The following is a 21,500-nucleotide window of genomic DNA, read 5'->3' as shown; positions in this document are numbered from 1 at the left end:
GGTGTACTGCGTACGGGATAAGTGTGGGCACTGACGAGAGGGCTCCGCCATGCAGATCACCCGCACCACCGTCTCCCTGACCGTCGAGGACACCGCCGCCTCCGCCGCCTTCCTCCAGCGACACTTCGGCTACACCGAGCAGATGTCCGCCGACGGCTTCGTCTCGCTCGTCCACCCGGGCGGCGGGACGAACGTCGTCTACCTGCGGCGCGGTCTGGAGGTGCTGCCCGAGACCAGCGGCACCGGACGGCGGCCGGGGTGATCCTCGCGTTCGTGGTCGAGGACATCGCGGCCGAGGAGGAGCGGCTGCGCGAGGAGGGCGTCGCGATCACCCTGCCACTGCGCGAGAAGCCGTGGGGCGAAAAGCTGTTCCAGGTCACCGACCCGAACGGGGTCGTGGTCGAGCTGGTCGAGTGGGCGCAGTAGCCCGACGCGAGGCGCCCCCGCCCCGGTTCCCCGGGGCGGGGGCGCGCCGAGCTCGCCCTGCCGGACGGTCAGTCCACCGTCCAGGTGTCGCTGCCCGCCAGCAGGGACGCCAGGTCGCCCGAGCCGTGCCGGTCGACGGCGGCGGCCAGCTGGCTCTCCATCAACTCGTCGTAGACCGGACGCCGGACGTCGCGCAGCACGCCGATCGGGGTGTGGTGCAGGGTGTCCGCGTCGGCGATCCGGGAAAGCGCGAAGGCGGTGGCGGGGCCGGTCGCGTGGGCGTCGTGCACCAGCACCCCCGCCTCGTTCTCCGCAGTGACCGGGGCGGTGAACAGCTCGCCGTCCGGGCCCCGGAAGACGCCGTTGGCACCCTCCTCGCCGAAGCGGATCGGCTGCCCGTGCTCCAGCCGGATCAGCGCCTCGTCCCGGGTGCCGGCCTCCTTCAGCACCTCGAAGGCACCGTCGTTGAAGATGTTGCAGTTCTGGTAGATCTCCACCAGCGCCGTGCCCTCGTGCTCGGCCGCCGCCCGCAGCACCGACTGGAGGTGCTGGCGGTCGGAGTCGATGGTGCGGGCCACGAAGGAGGCCTCGGCGCCGATCGCCAGCGACAACGGGTTGAACGGCGCGTCCAGGGAGCCCATCGGGGTGGACTTGGTGATCTTGCCGAGCTCGCTGGTCGGCGAGTACTGGCCCTTGGTGAGGCCGTAGATACGGTTGTTGAACAACAGGATCTTCAGATTGACGTTCCGTCGTAGCGCGTGGATCAGGTGGTTGCCGCCGATCGACAGCGCGTCGCCGTCCCCGGTCACCACCCACACGCTCAGGTCCCGCCGGGAGGAGGCCAGCCCGGTCGCGATCGCCGGAGCGCGGCCGTGGATCGAGTGCACCCCGTAGGTGTTCATGTAGTACGGGAAGCGCGAGGAACAGCCGATCCCGGAGACGAACACGGTGTTCTCGCGCTTGACGCCCAGCTCCGGCATGAAGCCCTGCACCGCCGCCAGGATCGCGTAGTCCCCGCAGCCGGGGCACCAGCGCACCTCCTGGTCGGTCTTGAAGTCCCGGGCGCTCTGCGGCGCTTCGGCCCTGGGCACCAGCCGCAGCGAGGGAAAGCCGTTCTCGGTCATCGGTGGTCCTCCTCGTCCAGGCTGCCGATCGCCGCCCACAGCACGTCCGCCAACTGGGCCGCCTTGAACGGCAGACCGCGCACCTGGTTGTAGGACTCGGCGTCCACCAGGTACTTCGCCCGCAGCAGCAGCGCGAGCTGCCCGAGGTTCATCTCGGGCACGATGACCTTCTCGTAACTGCGCAGCACCGCACCGAGGTTGGCCGGGAATGGGTTGAGGTTGCGCAGGTGCGCCTGGGCGACCTCGCCGCCGTCCGCGCGCACCCGGCGCACCGCCGCGGTGATCGGGCCGTACGTCGAGCCCCAGCCGAGCACCAGCACCCGGGCGTCGCCGCTCGGGTCGTCGACCTCCACCGGCCTGACCGTGATGCCGTCGACCTTGGCCTGCCGGGTGCGCACCATGAAGTCGTGGTTGGCCGGGTCGTAGGAGATGTTCCCGGTGCCGTCCTGCTTCTCGATGCCGCCGATCCGGTGCTCCAGTCCGGCCGTGCCGGGCACCGCCCAGGGCCGGGCCAGGGTGTGCGGGTCCCGCAGGTAGGGCCAGAAGGCGCCGTCCTCCCGGTTCGGCCCGGTCGCGAAGTCCGGGTCGATCTCCGGGAGTTCGTCGAGCTCCGGGATCCGCCACGGCTCCGAGCCGTTCGCCAGGTAGCCGTCCGAGAGCAGGAACACCGGGGTGCGGTAGGTCACCGCGATCCGGGCCGCCTCCAGCGCCGCGTCGAAGCACTCGGCGGGCGTGGCCGGGGCCACGACCGGCACCGGCGCCTCGCCGTTGCGCCCGAACATCGCCTGCAGCAGGTCCGCCTGCTCGGTCTTGGTCGGCAGGCCGGTGGACGGGCCGCCGCGCTGGATGTCCACCACCAGCAGCGGCAGTTCCAGCGACACCGCCAGACCGATCGTCTCGGACTTCAGCGCCACGCCCGGCCCGGAGGTGGTGGTCACGCCGAGCGCCCCGCCGAAGGCCGCACCGAGCGCCGCGCCGATGCCGGCGATCTCGTCCTCGGCCTGGAAGGTGCGCACCCCGAAGTTCTTGTGCCTGGACAGCTCGTGCAGGATGTCCGAGGCCGGGGTGATCGGGTACGAACCCAGGTAGAGCGGCAGGCCGGAGCGCTGGGCGGCGGCGATCAGCCCGTAGGAGAGCGCCAGGTTGCCGGAGATGTTGCGGTAGCGCCCGGCCGGGAGCTTGGCCGGCGGCACCTCGTAGGAGACGGCGAAGGACTCGGTGGTCTCGCCGAAGTTCCAGCCCGCCCGGAAGGCGCTGATGTTCGCCTCGGCGATCTGCGGCTTCTTGGCGAACTTGCCGCGTAGGAAGGCCTCGGTGCCCTGGGTGGGGCGGTGGTACATCCAGGACAGCAGCCCCAGGGCGAACATGTTCTTCGCCCGCTCGGCGTCCTTGCGGGCCAGCCCGCTGTCCTTGAGCGCCTCCAGGGTCAGCGTGGTGAGCGGCACCCTGTGCAGGTGGAAGGCGTCCAGCGAGCCGTCGTCCAGCGGGTCCACCGGGTAACCGACCTTCGCCAGCGCGCGCTTGGTGAACTCGTCGGTGTTGACGATGATCTCCGCGCCGCGCGGCAGGTCCGGCAGGTTCGCCTTCAGCGCAGCCGGGTTCATCGCCACCAGCACGTTCGGGGCGTCACCCGGGGTGAGGATGTCGTGGTCGGCGAAGTGCAGTTGGAAGGACGAGACACCCGGCAGCGTGCCGGCGGGCGCCCGGATCTCGGCCGGGAAGTTCGGCAGCGTGGAGAGGTCGTTGCCGAAGGCCGCCGTCTCCGAGGTGAACCGGTCACCGGTGAGCTGCATGCCGTCACCGGAGTCGCCGGCGAACCGGATGATCACCCGGTCGAGTCTGCGGACGGGCTTGGCGCGCTTCTCCGGCGGGCCGCCCGGAGCGGGACCCGTACGGCCCTCGCCGCCGTCCGGTCCGTCCACTGCCTCTGACTGATCGACCTGACTGGTCACTGCCGCGGACCTCCTCGTGGGCACACCACCGCGGGCGCGGCCCCGTGCCCCGTCCGCCTGGTGCACCGCTGGCATCCTATGCGCGCGCACACGAGCCCGACCGGAACTCCGGCAGGAATTTCCACCCGCCCGCGCTCGTACCGCACCCCTCCACAACGCACGGCCGCCGGAGATCATTCCGCGTACGGACCGGCCTTCCGCACCCGGGCCGCAGGGCCTCCCGCTACGAGTCGAGGTAGGTGAGCACCGCGAGCACCCGGCGGTGGTCCTCCGGGCTCTGCGCCAGGCCGAGCTTGAGGAAGATGTTGCTGACGTGCTTCTCCACCGCGCCGTCGGAGACCACCAGCTGCTTGGCCACCGCCGCGTTGGTGCGCCCCTCCGCCATCAGCCCGAGCACCTCGCGCTCGCGCGGCGTGAGATTGGCCAGCACGTCGCCCTTGCGGCTGCGGCTGAGCAGCTGCTGCACCACCTCCGGGTCCAGCGCGGTGCCGCCCTCGGCGACCCGCACCACCGCGTCGGCGAACTCGCGCACCTCGGCGACCCGGTCCTTGAGCAGGTAGCCGACGCCCCGGGTGGAGCCGGCCAGCAGTTCGGAGGCGTAGCGCTCCTCCACGAACTGCGACAGCACCAGCACGCCCAGCTGCGGGTAGCGCCCGCGCAGCTCCACGCAGGCGCGCAGGCCCTCGTCGGTGTGGGTCGGCGGCATCCGCACGTCCGAGACCACCACGTCCGGCAGGGCGTCGGAGGCCGCCAGGTCGTGGATGGTCTTCACCAGGGCGGCACCGTCCCCGACCCCCGCCACGACGTCCAGACCGCGGTCGGTGAGCAGCCGGGTCAGACCTTCCCGCAGCAGTACGGAGTCCTCGGCGATGACGACGCGGCGCATGGCGACCTTCCGGGCAGGCGTGAGCTGACGGGAGCCAGTCTCCCCCATCCGGGCGCGCCCGCGCGGGCCGAGTCCGGGATCGCCCCGGCCCCGGTCGCGGGCCGGGTCCCGGATCGCCCGGGGCCGGTCACATCGTGCGGATCGCCACCGCGTCGCACAGCCCGTCCAGGGCCGCCTTCGCCGCGCAGTCCGGCAGCGGGGCCAGCAGCGCCCGGGCCTCCTCGGCGTGCCGCAGGGTCTCCCGGCGGGCCCGCTCCAGCGCCGGGTGGGCGCGCAGCAGGCGCAGCGCCTCGGCGTGCAGCTCGTCGTCCGAGAGGTCCAGGGTGAGCAGTTCGCGCAGCCGGGTGTCGTCCGGGTCGGACGGGTCGGCCGGCATCTGCTGGAGCAGCAGGGTCGGCAGGGTGGGCACGCCCTCGCGCAGGTCGGTGCCGGGGGTCTTGCCGGACTCGTCGCCGTCGCTGGCGATGTCCAGCACGTCGTCGGCCAGCTGGAAGGCGATGCCGATCCGCTCGCCGAACTCGCCGAGGGTCTCCACCAGCCACGGCTCGGCGCCGGCCACCAGCGCTCCTATCCGGCAGGAGACGGCGATCAGCGATCCGGTCTTGCCCTCCAGCACGTCCAGGTAGTGCAGCAGCGGGTCCCCGTCCGGGCCGGGGCCGCGGGTCTCCAGGATCTGACCGGTGACCAGCCGCTCGAAGGCCTCGGCCTGCATCCGCACCGCCTCGGGGCCGAGGTCGGCCAGCACCTGGGAGGCGCGGGAGAACAGGAAGTCGCCGGTGAGGATGGCCACCGAGTTGTCCCAGCGGGAGTTGGCGCTCTCCGTCCCGCGGCGCACCGGGGCCTCGTCCATCACGTCGTCGTGGTACAGCGTGGCCAGGTGGGTCAGCTCGACCACCACCGCGGCCGGCACCACGCCGGGCGCGCCCGGGTCGCCGAACTGGGCGGCCAGCAGCAGGAGCAGCGGGCGGAAGCGCTTGCCGCCGGCCTCCAGCAGGTGGCTGGCGGTGACGGTGATGAAGGGGACGTCGCACTTGACGGCCTCGGAGAGCGCCGCCTCCACCGCGTCCAGTCCGATCTGGACGTCCCGGGTCAGGTCGCGGTCCTGCACGCTGAGCCCGAAGGGTCCCACGACGGTCACGAAGACCACTCCTCTGTCCCTGGTCGATCTAGCGGCCTGGTCCCTGAGTGCCGCCGCTGGCCATACAGGCAGGGTATCCGGTCGTGAGTGGATCACTGCACGGGCGTGCGGATCCCGTCATGCCCGAGCCGGAAGGCCTGGTCAGGGGCGCTTCGCGGGCGAAGCGGCGGTGGGGGCGAATTCGTCTGGAAACAAAGGCTGGAGATCGGCCCGGACATCCGGACCGATCTCCAGCAAACCGGCCGTGACGGTCAGTACGCGAACAGCGAGGCCTTGGAGGCGAGGTCCAGGAAGTACTGCGGCAGCAGGCCCAGGCCCAGCGTGACCAGCACCCCCACCCCGATCGCGGTCGCCGTGAAAGCGCTCGGGATCGCCACCGTCGGACCGCCCGGCTGCGGGTCGGAGAAGAACATCAGCACGATCACCCGGATGTAGAAGAACGCGGCCACCGCCGAGCTCAGCACACCGACGATCACCAGCGGCGTGGCCCCGCCGGCCGCGGCCGCCTGGAACACCGCGAACTTCCCGGTGAAACCGGAGGTCAGCGGAATCCCGGCGAAGGCCAGCAGGAACAGCGCGAACACCGCCGCCACCAGCGGCGAGCGCCGCCCCAGCCCCGCCCAGCTGGACAGGTGGGTCGCCTCGCCCTTGGAGTCGCGCACCAGGGTGACCACGGCGAAGGCGCCCAGCGTCACGAAGGAGTACGCCGCCAGGTAGAACAGCACCGAGGACAGGCCCTGCTTGTTGACGGCGATCACGCCGGTCATGATGAACCCGGCGTGCGCGATCGAGGAGTACGCCAGCAGCCGCTTGACGTCCTGCTGGGTCACCGCCAGCACCGCGCCCACCACCATGGTCAGGATCGCTACGCCCCACAGCACCGGCCGCCAGTCCAGCCGCAGCCCGGGGAAGGCCACGTAGAACAGCCGCAGGAACGCCCCGAAGGCCGCGACCTTGGTGGCCGAGGCCATGAAACCGGTCACCGGGGTCGGCGCGCCCTGGTAGACGTCCGGGGTCCAGGAGTGGAACGGCACGGCGCCGACCTTGAACAGCAGGCCCACCGCCAGCATCGCCAGGCCCGTCAGCAGCAGCACGTCGCTCCGGGTGCTGCTCAGCTGCGCCACGGTGGTCGACGTCTTGCCGGAGATGATGTCCGCGATGTCGCCGAGCTTCACGCTGCCGGCGTAGCCGTACAGCAGCGCCGTGCCGAACAGGAAGAACGCCGAGGCGAAGGCGCCGAGCAGGAAGTACTTGACCGCCGCCTCCTGGGAGAGCAGCCGGCGGCGCCGGGCCAGTGCGCAGAGCAGGTACAGCGGGAGGGAGAAGACCTCCAGCGCCACGAACATGGTCAGCAGGTCGTTGGCGGCCGGGAAGAGCAGCATGCCGCCGACCGCGAACATGGTCAGCGGGAACACCTCGGTGGTGGTGAAGCCGGCCCGGACCGCGGCCCGCTCCTGCTCCCCGCCCGGGGTGGCGGCCGCCTGGGCGGCGAAGGCGTCGGCGGGCGCGCCGCCGGCCTTCGGCTCCAGCTTCCGCTCGGCGTAGGTGAGCACCGTGACGGCCGCGACCAGCAGGATCACGCCCTGGAGGAACAGCGCCGGGCCGTCCAGCGCGACCGACTCCATGGCCAGCAGGTCGATCCGGGGGGCGCCGTGGCCCTGCGCGGCCAGCACCACCACGGCGACGAAGGCGCCGACCAGCGCGACCAGGGCGAGCGAGACCTGGGTCCAGTGCCGCAGCCGTCGGGGGACGAAGGCCTCGACCAGGACGCCGACCACGGCGGCGCCGAACACCACCAGCATCGGGGAGAGTTGGCCGTACTCGATGTGCGGTGCGGGGATGCTCGGGGTGTTGCCGCCGGCGGCGGCGAGCACTGCGCTGGCACTCACTTCTGCTCACCTCCTGAGGTGGCGGCGACCGGGTGGGCCGGCGCCGGGTCGGTCCGGTGGACCTGCGAGAGCGTCGCGTCCACCGAGGGGTTCACCAGGTCGGTGAGCGGCTTGGGGTAGACGCCGAGCAGGATCGTCAGCGCCACCAACGGCGCCACCACGGCCAGTTCGCGGACCTTGAGGTCGGACATCGACCTCACGCCCTCCTTCACCGGGCCGGTCATGGTGCGCTGGTACAGCAGCAGCGCGTACAGCGCGGCCAGCACGATGCCGACGGTGGCGATGACGCCGATCGCCGGGTAGCGGGTGAAGGTGCCCACCAGCACCAGGAACTCGCTGACGAAGGGGGCCAGCCCCGGCAGCGACAGGGTCGCCAGGCTGCCGATCAGGAACGTCCCGGCGAGGACCGGGGCGATCTTCTGCACCCCGCCGTAGTCGGCGATCAGCCGCGAGCCGCGGCGGGAGATCAGGAAGCCCGCCACCAGCATCCACGCGGCGGTGGACAGACCGTGGTTGACCATGTAGAGGGTCGCGCCGCTCTGGCCCTGGCTGGTCATGGCGAAGATGCCCATGATGATGAAGCCGAAGTGCGAGATCGAGGCGTAGGCGACCAGCCGCTTGATGTCCTTCTGGCCGATCGCCAGCAGCGCGCCGTAGACGATCCCGATCAGCGACAGCACCAGGATCGCCGGAGCGAAGGTCTTCGAGGCGTCCGGGAACAGCCCGAGGCAGAAGCGCAGCATCGCGAAGGTGCCGACCTTGTCCACCACGGCGGTGATCAGCACGGCGGTGCCGGCCGTGGCTTCGCCCATCGCGTTCGGCAGCCAGGTGTGCAGCGGCCACAGCGGGGCCTTCACCGCGAAGGCGAAGAAGAACCCGAGGAACAGCGCGTTCTGGGCGGTGCCGGACAGCTTCAGGCTGCCGTCGGCGATCGCGTCGGTCAGGGTCGGCAGGTCGAAGGTGCCGAAGCCCTGGTCCTGGGCGAGCACGTACAGGCCGATCACGGCGGCCAGCATCACCAGGCCGCCGAGCAGGTTGTACAGCAGGAACTTGACGGCCGCGTAGGAGCGCTGCCGGGCCGACTCCGGGCCGCCCGCCCGGTCGCCGAAGCCGCCGATCAGGAAGTACATCGGGATCAGCATGGCTTCGAAGAACACGTAGAACAGGAAGACGTCGGTGGCGTAGAAGGAGACGATCACCATCGCCTCCACCGCCAGGATCAGGGCGAAGAAGCCCTGGGTGCGGCGGCGCCGTTCGAAGGTGTCGGGGTCCAAGGTGCCGTCCGGCGCGGCGGGCCCCGGGTCGGCGTCGTGCCAGGAGGCCAGCATCACCATCGGCACCAGGACGGCCGTGAGCAGGGCGAGCACCGCGCCGATGCCGTCCACGCCGAGCGAGAAGGTGATGCCGAAGGAACGGATCCAGCTGTACGACTCGGTCAGCTGGTAACGGGCGCCGTGCGGGTCGAACCGCAGCGCCACCACGGCGGCCAGCGCCAGGGTGACGGCCGAGACGGCCAGCGCGACGGTCTTGGTGGTGCGGCGCCGGGCCTCGGTCGCCCCGGCGGGCAGGGCGGCGGTCAGCACCGCACCGGCCGCCGGGACGGCGCAGGTGGTGGTCAGCAGCACACTCACGGCCTGACCTCCCGACAGGTTTCAGGACGAGTCATCACACGGACCTCATCAGGAGAGTCGAGGCGACCAGCACCAGCGTGCCGCCGAACATGGAGAGCGCGTACGAGCGGACGAAGCCGTTCTGGACCCGCCGCAGCCGGCCGGACAGGCCCCCGATGACCGCGGCCAGGCCGTTGACGAAACCGTCCAGGCCGCGGCTGTCGAAGAAGACCAGGGTCGCGGTGAGCGCCGAGCCCGGCCGCACCAGCACGGCGTGGTTGAAGTCGTCCTGGAGCAGGTCGCGGCGGGCGGCCCGGGTGAGCGGGGAGCCGACCGGCGGCACCACCGGGACGGGAGAGCGGCCGTACATCGCGTACGCGACGCCCAGGCCGGCCAGCATGCAGACCGTGGTCAGCCCGGTGACGGTCCACGAGCTGAGCGGCGAGTCGCCCTCGCTGTGTCCGGTGACCGGCTCCAGCCACTTCAGGAAGGAGTCGTTGACGTCGAACAGCGCGCCCGCGAAGACCGAGCCGAACGCCAGCAGCACCATCGGGATGACCATGGTCCTCGGCGCCTCGTGCGGGTGCGGCGGGTTGCCCTCGGCGTCCGGCTGCCAGCGCTTCTCGCCGAAGAAGGTCAGCAGCATCACCCGGGTCATGTAGAACGCGGTGATCGCCGCACCCACCAGCGCGCACAGGCCGAGGATCCAGCCCTCGGTGCCGCCCTTGGCGAAGGCCGCCTCGATGATCCGGTCCTTGGAGAAGAAGCCGGACAGGCCCGGGAAGCCGATGATGGCGAGGTAGCCGAGTCCGAAGGTGGCGAACGTCCAGGGCATGTGCTTGCGCAGGCCGCCGTAGTGACGCATGTTCACCTCGTCGTCCATGCCGTGCATGACCGACCCCGCGCCGAGGAACAGCCCGGCCTTGAAGAAGCCGTGGGTCACCAGGTGCATGATCGCGAAGACGTAGCCGATCGGGCCCAGGCCGGCCGCCAGCACCATGTAGCCGATCTGCGACATGGTCGAGCCGGCCAGCGCCTTCTTGATGTCGTCCTTGGCGCAACCGACGATCGCACCGAACAGCAGCGTGACCGCGCCGACCACCACCACGGCGGTCTGGGCGTCCGGCGCCAGGTTGAAGATCACCGAGGAGCGGGTGATCAGGTAGACGCCCGCGGTCACCATGGTGGCCGCGTGGATCAGGGCCGAGACCGGGGTCGGGCCCTCCATCGCGTCCCCGAGCCAGGACTGCAGCGGCACCTGCGCCGACTTGCCGCAGGCCGCCAGCAGCAGCAGCAGGCCGATCGCCGTCAGCGTGCCCTCGCTCGCCCCGTGCGCCGCACCGAAGACCGGGGTGAAGGCGAAGGAGCCGAACTCCGCGAACATCACCATGATCGCGATCGACAGGCCCATGTCGCCGACCCGGTTGACGATGAAGGCCTTCTTCGCCGCCGTCGCCGCGCTCGGCTTGTGCTGCCAGAAGCCGATCAGCAGGTACGAGGCCAGACCCACGCCCTCCCAACCGAAGTACAGCAGCAGGTAGTTGTCCGCCAGCACCAGCAGCAGCATGGCGGCCAGGAACAGGTTCAGGTACGCGAAGAAGCGGCGTCGGCGCTCGTCGTGCGCCATGTAGCCCACCGAGTACAGGTGGATCAGCGTGCCCACCCCGGTGATCAGCAGCACGAAGGTCATCGACAACTGGTCAAGCCGGAACGAGACGTCCGCCTGGAAGGCGTTCACCTGCACCCAGCTGAACAGGTGCTCCGTCACCGACCGGTGCGCGGCGTCACGGCCGAGCATGTCCGAGAACAGCGCCAGGCCGAAGCCGAACGAGAGCGCGGCGAGCCCGGTGGCCAACCAGTGGCCGAACCGGTCGAGTGCCCGGCCGCCGAGCAACAGCAGGGCGGCGCCGGCCAGCGGGGCCGCCACCAGCAGCGGAATGAGAGAGTTCACCGAAGGCCCTCCGCCTACAGCTTCATCAGGTTGCTGTCGTCGACCGAAGCGGAGTGCCTGGTCCGGAAGATGGAGACGATGATGGCGAGGCCGACCACGACCTCGGCCGCCGCGACCACCATCGTGAAGAAGGCGATGACCTGGCCGTCCAGGAACCCGTGCAGCCGGGAGAACGTGACCAGCGCCAGGTTCGAGGCGTTCAGCATCAGCTCGACGCACATGAACAGCACGATCGCGTTGCGCCGGATCAGCACCCCGGACGCCCCGATGGTGAACAGCAGGGCCGACAGGTACAGGTAGTTGACCGGATTCACTGCGCGTCCTCCTCGCCGGTCTCGTGGTTGGGCACCGGTTCCAGGGACTTGCGCGGACCGGCCACCGCGGGCCGCTCCGAGGGCGGGCGGCCCAGCCAGTCCGCCGTGCTGTTCTCCAGCTCCGCCATCCGCCGGAGCATCGCCTGACTGACGTCCCGCACCTGGCCGCGCTCGCGCAGCGTCGCCATCACCGAGTCCTCGGCGACCGTGCCGTCCGGCAGCAGCCCCGGGACGTCCACCGCGTTGTGCCGCGCGTACACGCCCGGCGCCGGCAGCGGCGGCACCTGGATGTTGTCCCTGACCCGCTGCTCCGCCAGCTCGCGCTGGGTCTTCGGCGCCTTCACGTGCTCGCGGTGGGTCAGCACCATCGCGCCGATCGCCGCGGTGATCAGCAGCGCGCCGGTGACCTCGAAGGCCCACACGTACCGGGTGAAGATCAGCCGGGCCAGGCCCGGCACGTTGCCCTCGGCGTTCGCCTCGGCCAGCCCGGTGAAGTGGTCCAGCTTCGCGCTGGCGATCCCCGCGATCAGCAGCACGCCGAAGCCCAGCCCGCACAGCACCGCCGCGAACCGCTGGCCCTTCAGCTGCTCCTTCAGCGTGTCCTCGCTGGTCACGCCGACCAGCATCACCACGAACAGGAACAGCATCATGATCGCGCCGGTGTAGACCACGATCTGCACCACACCCAGGAACACCGCGCCCTGGGCCATGTAACAGACCGCCAGCGCCAGCATGGTGGCCGCCAGGCACAGCGCGCTGTGCACGGCCTTGCGCATCAGCAGCATGCCCAGTGCGCCGCCGACCGCGATCACCGCGAGCACCCAGAACTGGACGGCCTCACCCGTGGAGGTCGTCCCGCTCGCCGCCGCCAGATGTGCGATCACGGCCGCACCTCCTTCTCCCGGTCGGTGCGCTCCTGCTGGACCGTCCCCGGCGCCGCCGCGGTGACCTCGCCCCGGTAGTAGGCGCCTTCGTCGGTGCCCGGGTGGATCGCGTGCGGGGTGTCGACCATCCCCTCGGACAGGCCCACCAGCAGCTGCTCCTTGGTGAAGATCAGGTCCTTGCGGGAGGAGTCCGCCAGCTCGTACTCGTTGGTCATGGTCAGCGCCCTGGTCGGGCAGGCCTCGATGCACAGCCCGCACAGGATGCAGCGGGCGTAGTTGATCTGGTAGACCGCGCCGTAGCGCTCACCCGGCGAGTAGCGTTCCTCGTCCCGGTTGTCCGCGCCCTCCACGTAGATCGCGTCGGCCGGGCAGGCCCACGCGCACAACTCGCAGCCCACGCACTTCTCCAGGCCGTCCGGATGCCGGTTCAGCTGGTGGCGGCCGTGGAAGCGCGGCGCGGTGGGCTTCTTCTGCTCCGGGTACTGCTCGGTGAGCCGCTTCTTGAACATGGCCTTGAAGGTCACGCCGAAACCGGCGGCCGGGCCGAGGATCGACGGCCGGTCGGCCCGCTCGGGCCGGCCCGTCTGGTCGGACGACATCGCGGATCAGCTCCCTTCGGAATGGTCGGCCCCGTTGAGGGCGTCCTGGAGTTGCTTCGGGGCGCGGCTGGGGCGGCGCGGCACCGGCGGGAGCACCTGGCCGGGCAGCGGCGGCACCGGGTACCCGCCCGCCATCGGGTCGAACCCGCCCGCGGCCGGCCCGTTCTCGGCCGCCGCGGCCTCCTCGGGCTGCTTCCTCAGGAAGTCCCGCACCAGCGCCACCAGCAGGACCGCGCCGACCGGCGCGCCCACCCACAGCACCACCTGACCGAAGCCGTACCCCTCGTTGCGCAGCGCCCGCACGCTCGCGAGCAGCACCAGCCACACCAGCGAGACCGGGATCAGCACCTTCCAGCCCAGCTTCATGAACTGGTCGTAGCGGAACCGGGGCAGCGTGCCGCGCAGCCAGATGAAGAAGAACAGCAGCAGCTGGATCTTCAGCATGATCCAGAGCATCGGCCACCAGCCGTGGTTGGCGCCCTCCCAGAAGGTCGACACCGGCCACGGGGCCCGCCAGCCGCCCAGGAACAGGGTCGAGGCCACCGCCGAGACCGTCACCATGTTGACGTACTCGGCCAGCATGAACATCGCGAACTTCAGCGAGGAGTACTCGGTGTTGAAACCGCCCACCAGCTCGCCCTCGGCCTCCGGCAGGTCGAACGGCGCCCGGTTGGTCTCGCCCACCATCGCGATGACGTAGACGATGAACGACACCGGCAGCAGCGCCGCGAACCAGGTCGTCTGCTGGTGCGCCACGATCTCCGAGGTCGACATCGAACCCGAGTAGATGAACACCGCCGCGAAGGACAGACCCATCGCGATCTCGTAGCTGATCATCTGTGCCGAGGAGCGCAACCCGCCCAGCAGCGGGTACGTCGAACCGGAGGACCAGCCCGCCAGCACGATCCCGTAGATGCCCACCGAGGCCGTCGCCAGGACGTACAGCAGCGCCACCGGGAAGTCGGTCAGCTGCAGCGGCGTCCGCGTGCCGAAGATCGACACCTCGTCACCGGCCGGACCGAACGGGATCACCGCGAAGGCCATGAACGCCGGGATGGCGCAGACGATCGGGGCCAGGACGTAGACCACCTTGTCCGAGCCCTTGACCACCAGGTCTTCCTTCAGTGCCAGCTTCACGCCGTCCGCCAGCGACTGCAGCAGGCCCCACGGCCCGTGCCGGTTCGGCCCGATGCGCAACTGCATCCAGGCCACCACCTTGCGCTCCCAGACGATCGCGACCAGCACCGTCAGCACCAGGAACGCGAAGCAGAACACGGCCTTCAACAGCACCAGCCACCACGGGTCCTGGCCGAAGAAGTGGAGCGTCTCGTACGGCTGCGGAGTCGTCATCGGACCTCCCCTTCCCGGGCCTCGCCCACGACGTCCTCGACGTCCTCGGCGCCCTTGGCGTCGCCGGCGCCCTGCGCGTCCCCGACGCCCTTGGCGTCGTCGGCCTCCTCGGCGGTGGCGACCGGCGCGAGTTCGGCCGCGGCGATCGTCACCAGGTGGCCGACGGTGGTGCCGAGCGCGCGGTGGGCGCCCCCCGGCGTGGAGTTGAGCGGGATCCAGACCGTGCGATCCGGGACGGACTCGGTGACCTCCAGCGGCAGGACCAGCGAACCGGCCGGGCCGGTCAGCCGCAGCGCCCCTGCCGCCTCGGCGCCGGCCTCCTTCGCGGTGGCCGCCGACACCCGGGCCACCGCCCGGTGCCGGGTGCCCGCCAGGTGCGGATCGCCCTGCTGCAGCGAGCCCTCGTCCAGCAGCAGGCGCCAACCCGCCAGCACCGCCTGGCCGGTGGCCGGCCGCGGCAGCACGCCCGGGTGCGCCGCCGGAGCGGCCGCGCGGTCACCGCGCCACGGCTCGAAGCGGTCCAACTCCAGCCGGGCCGCCCGCACGTCCGCCAGGCCCAGGCGCTTGCCCAGCGCCTCCGCCAGCATCGCCAGCACCCGCAGGTCCGACTGGAGGTGACGGCCCATCTGCTGGTCCGGCTTGAGCGCGGCCTCGAACATCCGCACCCGGCCCTCCCAGTCCAGGAAGGTGCCCGCCTTCTCCGCCACCGCCGCGACCGGCAGCACCACGTCGGCGCGCTCGGTCACCGCCGACGGGCGCAGCTCCAGCGACACCACGAACGCCGCCGCCAACGCCTCCCCGGCCAGAGCCGGATCCGGCAGGTCGTCCGGATCCACCCCGCCGACCAGCAGCGCGTCCAGGTCGCCCCGCACGGCCGCGGTCAGGATCTGGCCGGTGTCCCGGCCCGGGCGCGACGGCAGTTCCGCCCCCCAGACCTCGGCCGCCTCCGCCCGCGCCGCCGCCGCGGCCACCGGACGGCCACCCGGCAGCAGGCCCGGCAGCGCACCCGCCTCCACCGCGCCGCGTTCGCCCGCCCGGCGCGGCACCCAGGCCAGCTCGGCCCCGGTCGCGTGCGCCAGCCGCAGCACCGCCGTCAGCGCACCCGGCACCGCCGCCAGCCGCTCACCCGCCAGGATCACCGCACCCGGCCGGCGCAGCAGCTCCGCCGCCCGGCCCGCGTCGTCGTTCAACGGCTCGTCCGCGGCCAGCGCCGCCAACCACTCCGGCTCGGTGCCCGGAGCCGCCGGCAGCAGCGCACCCCGCAGCTTCGCCAGGCCCCGGGAGGCGAAGGCCGCCACCGAGAAGACCCTCAGGCCCTTCGCCCGGCTCGCCTTCCGCAGCCGCAGGAAGACGATCGGCGACTCCTCCTCCGGCTCGAAACCCGCCAGCAGCACCGCCGGCGCCTGCTCCAGCCGCTCGTAGTCCACGCCGGTGCCGTCCACGTCCACCCCGCACCCGGCGACCGCCGCGGCCAGGAAGTCCGCCTCCTCACCGCTGTGCGGGCGGGCCCGGAAGTCCACGTCGTTGGTGCCCAGCACCACCCGGGCGAACTTCGCGTACGCGTACGCGTCCTCCACCGTCACCCGGCCGCCCGCCAGCACACCCGTACGGGCCCCGCCCAGCCCCTCCGCCGCCCGGGCCAGCGCCTCCGGCCAGGACGCCGGCACCAGCTCGCCGTCCACCCGCACCAGCGGGGTCGTCAGCCGGTCGCGCTGCTGGGCGTAGCGGAAAGCGAACCGGCCCTTGTCGCAGTTCCACTCCTCGTTCACCGCCGGGTCATCGCCCGCCAGCCGGCGCAGCACCTTGCCCCGCCGGTGGTCGGTGCGCTGGGCACAGCCCGACGCACAGTGCTCGCACACGCTCGGCGAGGAGGTCAGGTCGAACGGGCGCGAGCGGAAACGATAAGCCGTCGAGGTCAGCGCGCCCACCGGGCAGATCTGGATGGTGTTCCCGGAGAAGTACGACGCGAAGTCGTCCCCCTCCCCCGTGCCGACCTGTTGCAGCGCCCCGCGCTCCACCAGGTCGATGAACGGGTCCCCGGCGATCTGCTGCGAGAACCGGGTGCAACGCGCGCACAGCACGCAGCGCTCCCGGTCCAGCAGCACCTGGCTGCTGATCGGCACCGGCTTCTCGTAGGTGCGCTTCATGCCCTCGAAGCGGGAGTCCGCGTCGCCCGTGGACATCGCCTGGTTCTGCAGCGGGCACTCGCCGCCCTTGTCACAGACCGGGCAGTCCAGCGGGTGGTTGATCAGCAGCAGCTCCATCACGCCGCGCTGCGCCTTCTCGGCCACCGGCGAACTCAGCTGGGTGCGCACCACCATGCCCTCGGCGACCGGGATGGTGCAGGAGGCCACCGGCTTGCGCTGGCCCTCGATCTCCACGATGCACTGCCGGCAGGCACCGGCCGGATCCAGCAGCGGGTGGTCGCAGAAGCGCGGGATCTGGGTGCCGATGGTCTCGGCGGCCCGGATCACCAGGGTGCCCTTGGGAACCTTCACTTCGACGCCGTCGATGGTGAGCGTGACCAGTTCGACCGCGGTGTCGTCGTTCTTGGAGGCCGTTGGCTCAGTGATCGTCACGCGTGCACCTCCCTTTCGGTGGCGGGCTGGTGGCCGGGGCGGGGGCCGTCGGCCCAGACGGTGGAGGCGGCCGGGTCGAACGGGCAGCGGCGCTCGGCCAGGTGCTGCTCGTACTCGGCCCGGAAGTGCTTGAGCGAGGAGACGATCGGGCTGGCCGCACCGTCGCCCAGCGCGCAGAAGGACTTGCCGTTGACGTTGTCGGCGATGTCGAGGAGCTTCTCCAGGTCCCCCTCGACGCCCCCGCCCGCCTCGATCCGCTTCAGCAGCTGGACCAGCCAGTAGGTGCCCTCCCGGCAGGGGGTGCACTTGCCGCAGGACTCGTGGGCGTAGAACTCGGTCCAGCGGGTGACCGCCCGCACCACGCAGGTGGTCTCGTCGAAGACCTGCAGCGCCTTGGTGCCGAGCATCGAACCGGCCGCGCCGACGCCCTCGTAGTCCAGCGGGACGTCGAGGTGCTCGTCGGTGAACATCGGGGTGGAGGAGCCGCCCGGGGTCCAGAACTTCAGGCGGTGGCCGGCCCGGACGCCGCCGCTGAGCTCCAGCAGCTGGCGCAGGGTGATGCCGAGCGGCGCCTCGTACTGGCCCGGGTTGGTGACGTGCCCGGAGAGCGAGTACAGCGTGAAGCCGGGGGACTTCTCGGTGCCCAGGCCCTTGAACCACTCCTTGCCACGGGCCAGGATCGCCGGCACCGAGGCGATCGACTCGACGTTGTTGACCACCGTCGGGCAGGCGTACAGGCCGGCGATCGCCGGGAACGGCGGCCGCAGCCGCGGCTGGCCGCGCCGGCCCTCCAGCGAGTCCAGCAGCGCCGTCTCCTCGCCGCAGATGTACGCACCGGCGCCGGCGTGCACAGTGATGTCGAGGTCCACGCCGGAGCCGAGGATGTTCCGGCCCAGCAGCCCCGCCCCGTACGCCTCGGCGACGGCCGCGTGCAGGCGGCGCAGCACCGGGACGACCTCGCCGCGCAGGTAGACGAAGGCGTGGCCACAGCGGATCGCGTAGGAGGCGATCACCATGCCCTCGATCAGCGAGTGCGGGTTGGCGAACAGCAGCGGGATGTCCTTGCAGGTGCCCGGCTCGGACTCGTCGGCGTTGACCACCAGGTAGTGCGGCTTGCCGTCGTTCTGCGGGATGAACTGCCACTTCATCCCGGTGGGGAAGCCGGCGCCGCCGCGGCCGCGCAGACCGGAGTCCTTGACCAGGGCGATCACGTCGTCCGGGGGCATGGCGAGGGCCGCCCTGAGGCCCTCGTAGCCGTGGTGGCGGCGGTAGGTGGCGAGGGTCCAGGGGCGGTTGTCGTCCCAGGGGTCGGACAGGACGGGGGTGAGCAGCTTCTCGGCCGGCTCGGCGGAGGTCATCACGCTTCGGTCCCTTCCTGGCCGTCGGCCTTGCCTTCTTGGCCCGGCTCCTCGTGACGGGGCTCCCCGTGGTGGGGCTCCTCGTGACGGGGGGAGACGACCTTGGCGCCCGGGGTGCCGGGCAGGGCCTCGCCGCGGGCCAGGCGCAGGCCTGCCAGCGAGGGGGCGCCGCCGGCGCCGGACTCGTCGTTGGCGCCGGGGCGCTCGTCGGGGAAGCCGGCCAGGATCCGGGCGGTCTCCTTGAAGCCGCACAGCCGGGCGCCACGGGTGGGCCGCACCTCGCGGCCGGCCCGCAGGTCGTCCACCAGCCGCCGGGCGCTCTCCGGGGTCTGGTCGTCGAAGAACTCCCAGTTGACCATCACCACGGGGGCGTAGTCGCAGGCGGCGTTGCACTCGATGTGCTCGATCGAGATCCCGCCGTCCTCGGTGGTCTCGTTGTTGCCGATCCCCAGGTGCTGCTGGAGCTCGGCGAAGATCTGGTCGCCGCCGAGCACCGCGCACAGGGTGTTGGTGCAGACCCCGACGTGGTACTTCCCGGCCGGGCGCCGCCGGTACATCGTGTAGAAGGTGGCGACGGCGGTGACCTCGGCGGTGGTGAGGTCCAACTGCTCGGCGCAGAACCGGATGCCGGTCGGGCTGACGAAGCCCTCCTCGGCCTGCACCAGGTGCAGCAGCGGCAGCAGTGCCGAACGGGCCTGGGGGTAGCGGCCGATCAGCTCGGCGGCGTCGGCGGCCAGCCGGGTGCGCACCTCCTCGGGGTAGGGCGGGGCCGGCAGCGCCGGCAGTCCGAGTTCGACGTTGGTCACCGGTCCACGCCTCCCATCACCGGGTCGATCCCGGCCACCGCGACGATCACGTCGGCCACCTGGCCGCCCTCGCACATCGCCGCCATCGACTGCAGATTGGTGAACGACGGATCCCGGAAGTGGACCCGGTACGGGCGCGTCCCGCCGTCGCTGACCACGTGCACGCCCAGCTCGCCCTTGGGCGACTCGACCGCCGCGTACGCCTGGCCGACCGGGACCCTGAAGCCCTCGGTGACCAGCTTGAAGTGGTGGATCAGGGCCTCCATCGAGGTGCCCATGATCTTGCGGATGTGATCGAGCGAGTTGCCCAGGCCGTCCGGCCCGACGGCCAGCTGGGCGGGCCAGGCGATCTTCTTGTCGGCCACCATGACCGGGCCCGGGCGCAGTCGGTCCAGGCACTGCTCGACGATCCGCAGTGACTGCTTCATCTCCTCCAGGCGGATCAGGAAGCGGCCGTAGGAGTCGGCGCTGTCCGCGGTGGCGACCTCGAAGTCGTAGTCCTGGTAGCCGCAGTACGGGTCGGTCCTGCGCAGGTCGTGCGGCAGTCCGGTGGCGCGCAGGATCGGGCCGGTGGCGCCGAGGGCCAGGCAGCCGGCCAGGTCCAGGAAACCGACGTCGACCAGACGGGCCTTGAACACCGGGTTGGCGGTGGCGAGCTTGTCGTACTCGTGCATCCGGGAGCGGAAGGTGCGGACCGCCTCCCGGATCTGGTCCACCGCGCCCGGGGGCAGGTCCTGGGCGAGGCCGCCGGGGCGCACGTACGCGTGGTTCATGCGCAGGCCGGTGACCAGCTCGAAGACGTCCAGGATCAGTTCGCGGTCCCGGAAGCCGTAGATCATCAGGGTGGTGGAGCCGATCTCCATGCCGCCGGTGGCCAGGCAGACCAGGTGCGAGGCGATCCGGTTGAGCTCCATCATCATCACGCGGATGACACTGGCCCGCTCCGGGACGTCGTCGGTGATGCCGAGCAGCTTCTCGACCGCCAGGCAGTAGGCGGTCTCGTTGAACAGCGGGGTCAGGTAGTCCATGCGGGTCACGAAGGTGGTGCCCTGGACCCAGCTGCGGAACTCCATGTTCTTCTCGATGCCGGTGTGGAGGTAGCCGATGCCGCAGCGGGCCTCCTTCACCGTCTCGCCGTCGATCTCCAGGATCAGCCGCAGCACGCCGTGGGTGGACGGGTGCTGGGGGCCCATGTTGACGATGATGCGTTCGTCGTCGGCCCGGCCGACCGCCTCGACCACCTCGCCCCAGTCGCCGCCGGTGACGGTGAAGACCCGGCCCTCGGTGGTCTCGCGGGCGTCTGCTTCCTCGTAGTGCTGAGTACTCATCAGCTGTACGACCTCCGCTGGTCGGGCGCCGGGATCTGGGCGCCCTTGTACTCGACGGGGATGCCGCCGAGCGGGTAGTCCTTGCGCTGCGGGTGGCCCAGCCAGTCGTCCGGCATCATGATCCGGGTGAGCGCCGGGTGGCCGTCGAAGACCAGGCCGAAGAAGTCGTAGGCCTCGCGCTCGTGCCAGTCGTTGGTCGGGTAGACGCTCACCACGGAGGGGATGCGCGGGTCGGCGTCCGGCGCGGTGACCTCCAGCCGGATCAGCCGGCCGTGGGTGATCGAGCGCAGGTGGTAGACCGCGTGCAGCTCGCGGCCCTTGTCGCCGGGGTAGTGCACTCCGCTGACGCCCAGGCACAGTTCGAAGCGCAGCGCCGGGTCGTCGCGCAGGATGCGCACGGCCTTCAGGAGGTGGGTGCGGTCGAGGTGGAAGGTCAGTTCGGCGCGGTCGACAACGGTCTTCTCGATCACCTCGGCCGGGTCCAGGCCCTGCTCCTCCAGGGCGCCCTCGAACTCGTCGGCCACCTCGTCGAACCAGCCGCCGTACGGGCGTTCACTCGGGCCGGGCAGCACGATCGGGGCTGCCAGGCCGCCGAAGCCGGAGGTGTCGCCGCTGCCCCGGGTGCCGAACATGCCCTGACGGCGGCCGACCACCTCGACCGGGATCTCGCGCACCGGCTTCTCGCGGCGGGTCTCGGGTACCTGCTCGTTCATCGCAGCTGCCCCCGCATCTCGCTGACCGGGGTGGCCTTGAGGGCCAGGGCCTCGCCGAGCTCCTCGGCACGGCGCCGGTTCACGCCCAGCGGCTCGTGCTGGATCTTGTCGTGCAGCTTCAGGATGGCGTCCATCAGCATCTCCGGGCGGGGCGGGCAACCGGGCAGGTAGATGTCCACCGGGACGATGTGGTCGACGCCCTGGACGATCGCGTAGTTGTTGAACATCCCGCCGGAGGAGGCGCAGACGCCCATCGAGATGACCCACTTCGGGTTGGCCATCTGGTCGTACACCTGGCGCAGCACCGGGGCCATCTTCTGACTCACGCGACCCGCCACGATCATGAGATCGGCCTGCCGGGGGGAGCCCCGGAAGACCTCCATGCCGAACCGGGCCAGGTCGTAGCGGCCGGCGCCGGTGGTCATCATCTCGATCGCGCAGCAGGCCAGACCGAAGGTGGCCGGGAAGAGTGACGCCTTGCGCACCCAGCCGGCGGCCGTCTCCACGGTCGTGAGCAGAAAGCCGCTCGGCAGCTTCTCCTCGATTCCCATCAGATCCCTCTCAATGCCCTCAAGTCCTCTGGTACGTCCGGC

General features: G+C 71.3%; 16 protein-coding genes and 2 pseudogenes. 1 reads left to right on the top strand and 17 read right to left on the bottom strand.

What is annotated here, in order from left to right; genetic code table 11:
• Positions 1-49: 49 nt before the first annotated feature.
• A pseudogene (locus tag ACH4J0_RS15610) lies at positions 50-426 on the top strand (VOC family protein).
• Positions 427-494: 68 nt separating this feature from the next.
• Here ACH4J0_RS15610 and ACH4J0_RS15605 read toward each other — a convergent pair.
• From ACH4J0_RS15605 to ACH4J0_RS15525, 17 genes and pseudogenes are all read right to left on the bottom strand, one after another.
• Positions 495-1,550, bottom strand: a complete 1,056-nt coding sequence (locus ACH4J0_RS15605) for a 2-oxoacid:ferredoxin oxidoreductase subunit beta (protein WP_396240252.1) — start codon at positions 1,548-1,550, stop codon at positions 495-497.
• On the bottom strand, positions 1,547-3,502 hold the full coding sequence (locus ACH4J0_RS15600) for a 2-oxoacid:acceptor oxidoreductase subunit alpha (RefSeq protein WP_396240250.1): 1,956 nt from the start codon (positions 3,500-3,502) through the stop codon (positions 1,547-1,549). The genes ACH4J0_RS15605 and ACH4J0_RS15600 overlap by 4 nt, the downstream gene beginning before the upstream one ends.
• Positions 3,503-3,725: 223 nt before the next feature.
• A complete protein-coding gene (locus tag ACH4J0_RS15595; RefSeq protein ID WP_396240248.1) occupies positions 3,726-4,388 on the bottom strand; it encodes a response regulator in 663 nt (220 codons plus the stop codon).
• 127 nt (positions 4,389-4,515) lie between these two features.
• On the bottom strand, positions 4,516-5,526 hold the full coding sequence (locus ACH4J0_RS15590; protein WP_396240246.1) for a polyprenyl synthetase family protein: 1,011 nt from the start codon (positions 5,524-5,526) through the stop codon (positions 4,516-4,518).
• A 251-nt stretch (positions 5,527-5,777) separates the two neighbouring features.
• A complete protein-coding gene (gene nuoN, locus ACH4J0_RS15585) occupies positions 5,778-7,415 on the bottom strand; it encodes an NADH-quinone oxidoreductase subunit NuoN (protein ID WP_396240244.1) in 1,638 nt (545 codons plus the stop codon).
• Positions 7,412-9,046: an NADH-quinone oxidoreductase subunit M gene (locus tag ACH4J0_RS15580; protein ID WP_396240242.1), complete on the bottom strand. Its 1,635-nt coding sequence runs from the start codon at positions 9,044-9,046 to the stop codon at positions 7,412-7,414. Before ACH4J0_RS15580 ends, nuoN begins: the two co-directional genes overlap by 4 nt.
• A gap of 34 nt (positions 9,047-9,080) precedes the next feature.
• Positions 9,081-10,976 carry an NADH-quinone oxidoreductase subunit L gene (nuoL, locus tag ACH4J0_RS15575; RefSeq protein WP_396240240.1) on the bottom strand — a complete coding sequence of 632 codons (1,896 nt, stop codon included), beginning with the start codon at positions 10,974-10,976 and terminating at the stop codon, positions 9,081-9,083.
• A 14-nt stretch (positions 10,977-10,990) separates the two neighbouring features.
• Positions 10,991-11,290, bottom strand: coding sequence for an NADH-quinone oxidoreductase subunit NuoK (nuoK, locus tag ACH4J0_RS15570; protein ID WP_396240238.1), 300 nt, complete (start codon positions 11,288-11,290; stop codon positions 10,991-10,993).
• The gene (locus tag ACH4J0_RS15565) at positions 11,287-12,171 is read right to left on the bottom strand and encodes an NADH-quinone oxidoreductase subunit J (protein WP_396240451.1); all 885 of its coding nucleotides are present in this window, start codon (positions 12,169-12,171) and stop codon (positions 11,287-11,289) included. The genes nuoK and ACH4J0_RS15565 overlap by 4 nt, the downstream gene beginning before the upstream one ends.
• Positions 12,171-12,773 (bottom strand): NADH-quinone oxidoreductase subunit NuoI, encoded by a 603-nt coding sequence (gene nuoI, locus ACH4J0_RS15560; protein WP_396240236.1) that lies wholly within the window; start codon positions 12,771-12,773, stop codon positions 12,171-12,173. The genes ACH4J0_RS15565 and nuoI overlap by 1 nt, the downstream gene beginning before the upstream one ends.
• A gap of 6 nt (positions 12,774-12,779) precedes the next feature.
• The gene (gene nuoH, locus ACH4J0_RS15555; RefSeq protein ID WP_396240234.1) at positions 12,780-14,123 is read right to left on the bottom strand and encodes an NADH-quinone oxidoreductase subunit NuoH; all 1,344 of its coding nucleotides are present in this window, start codon (positions 14,121-14,123) and stop codon (positions 12,780-12,782) included.
• Between the two features lie 101 nt (positions 14,124-14,224).
• Positions 14,225-16,702 (bottom strand): annotated as a pseudogene (locus ACH4J0_RS15550) (NADH-quinone oxidoreductase subunit G); the annotation flags it as partial.
• Positions 16,699-18,060: an NADH-quinone oxidoreductase subunit NuoF gene (gene nuoF, locus ACH4J0_RS15545; RefSeq protein WP_396240232.1), complete on the bottom strand. Its 1,362-nt coding sequence runs from the start codon at positions 18,058-18,060 to the stop codon at positions 16,699-16,701. The gene nuoF and the pseudogene ACH4J0_RS15550, both read right to left, overlap by 4 nt.
• Positions 18,060-18,866: an NADH-quinone oxidoreductase subunit NuoE gene (gene nuoE / locus ACH4J0_RS15540; protein WP_396240230.1), complete on the bottom strand. Its 807-nt coding sequence runs from the start codon at positions 18,864-18,866 to the stop codon at positions 18,060-18,062. Before nuoE ends, nuoF begins: the two co-directional genes overlap by 1 nt.
• On the bottom strand, positions 18,863-20,194 hold the full coding sequence (locus ACH4J0_RS15535) for an NADH-quinone oxidoreductase subunit D (RefSeq protein ID WP_396240228.1): 1,332 nt from the start codon (positions 20,192-20,194) through the stop codon (positions 18,863-18,865). The genes nuoE and ACH4J0_RS15535 overlap by 4 nt, the downstream gene beginning before the upstream one ends.
• A complete protein-coding gene (locus tag ACH4J0_RS15530) occupies positions 20,194-20,907 on the bottom strand; it encodes an NADH-quinone oxidoreductase subunit C (protein WP_396240226.1) in 714 nt (237 codons plus the stop codon). Before ACH4J0_RS15530 ends, ACH4J0_RS15535 begins: the two co-directional genes overlap by 1 nt.
• Positions 20,904-21,458 carry an NADH-quinone oxidoreductase subunit B family protein gene (locus tag ACH4J0_RS15525; protein WP_030286559.1) on the bottom strand — a complete coding sequence of 185 codons (555 nt, stop codon included), beginning with the start codon at positions 21,456-21,458 and terminating at the stop codon, positions 20,904-20,906. Before ACH4J0_RS15525 ends, ACH4J0_RS15530 begins: the two co-directional genes overlap by 4 nt.
• Positions 21,459-21,500: the final 42 nt, after the last annotated feature.

This window comes from Kitasatospora sp. NPDC017646, from assembly GCF_044329365.1.
Lineage (GTDB): Bacteria > Actinomycetota > Actinomycetes > Streptomycetales > Streptomycetaceae > Kitasatospora.
The sequence above is the reverse complement of the archived record's forward strand: the minus strand, read 5'-3'. Positions and strand labels throughout refer to the sequence as shown.

Bases quoted from the DNA above. Each gene is read 5' to 3' on its own strand.
- nuoF (WP_396240232.1), bottom strand. From the start codon at position 18,060: ATGACCTCCGCCGAGCCGGCCGAGAAGCTGCTCACCCCCGTCCTGTCC.
- nuoI (WP_396240236.1), bottom strand. From the start codon at position 12,773: ATGTCGTCCGACCAGACGGGCCGGCCCGAGCGGGCCGACCGGCCGTCG.
- ACH4J0_RS15525 (WP_030286559.1), bottom strand. From the start codon at position 21,458: ATGGGAATCGAGGAGAAGCTGCCGAGCGGCTTTCTGCTCACGACCGTG.
- ACH4J0_RS15595 (WP_396240248.1), bottom strand. From the start codon at position 4,388: ATGCGCCGCGTCGTCATCGCCGAGGACTCCGTACTGCTGCGGGAAGGT.
- ACH4J0_RS15605 (WP_396240252.1), bottom strand. From the start codon at position 1,550: ATGACCGAGAACGGCTTTCCCTCGCTGCGGCTGGTGCCCAGGGCCGAA.
- ACH4J0_RS15535 (WP_396240228.1), bottom strand. From the start codon at position 20,194: ATGAGTACTCAGCACTACGAGGAAGCAGACGCCCGCGAGACCACCGAG.
- nuoH (WP_396240234.1), bottom strand. From the start codon at position 14,123: ATGACGACTCCGCAGCCGTACGAGACGCTCCACTTCTTCGGCCAGGAC.
- ACH4J0_RS15530 (WP_396240226.1), bottom strand. From the start codon at position 20,907: ATGAACGAGCAGGTACCCGAGACCCGCCGCGAGAAGCCGGTGCGCGAG.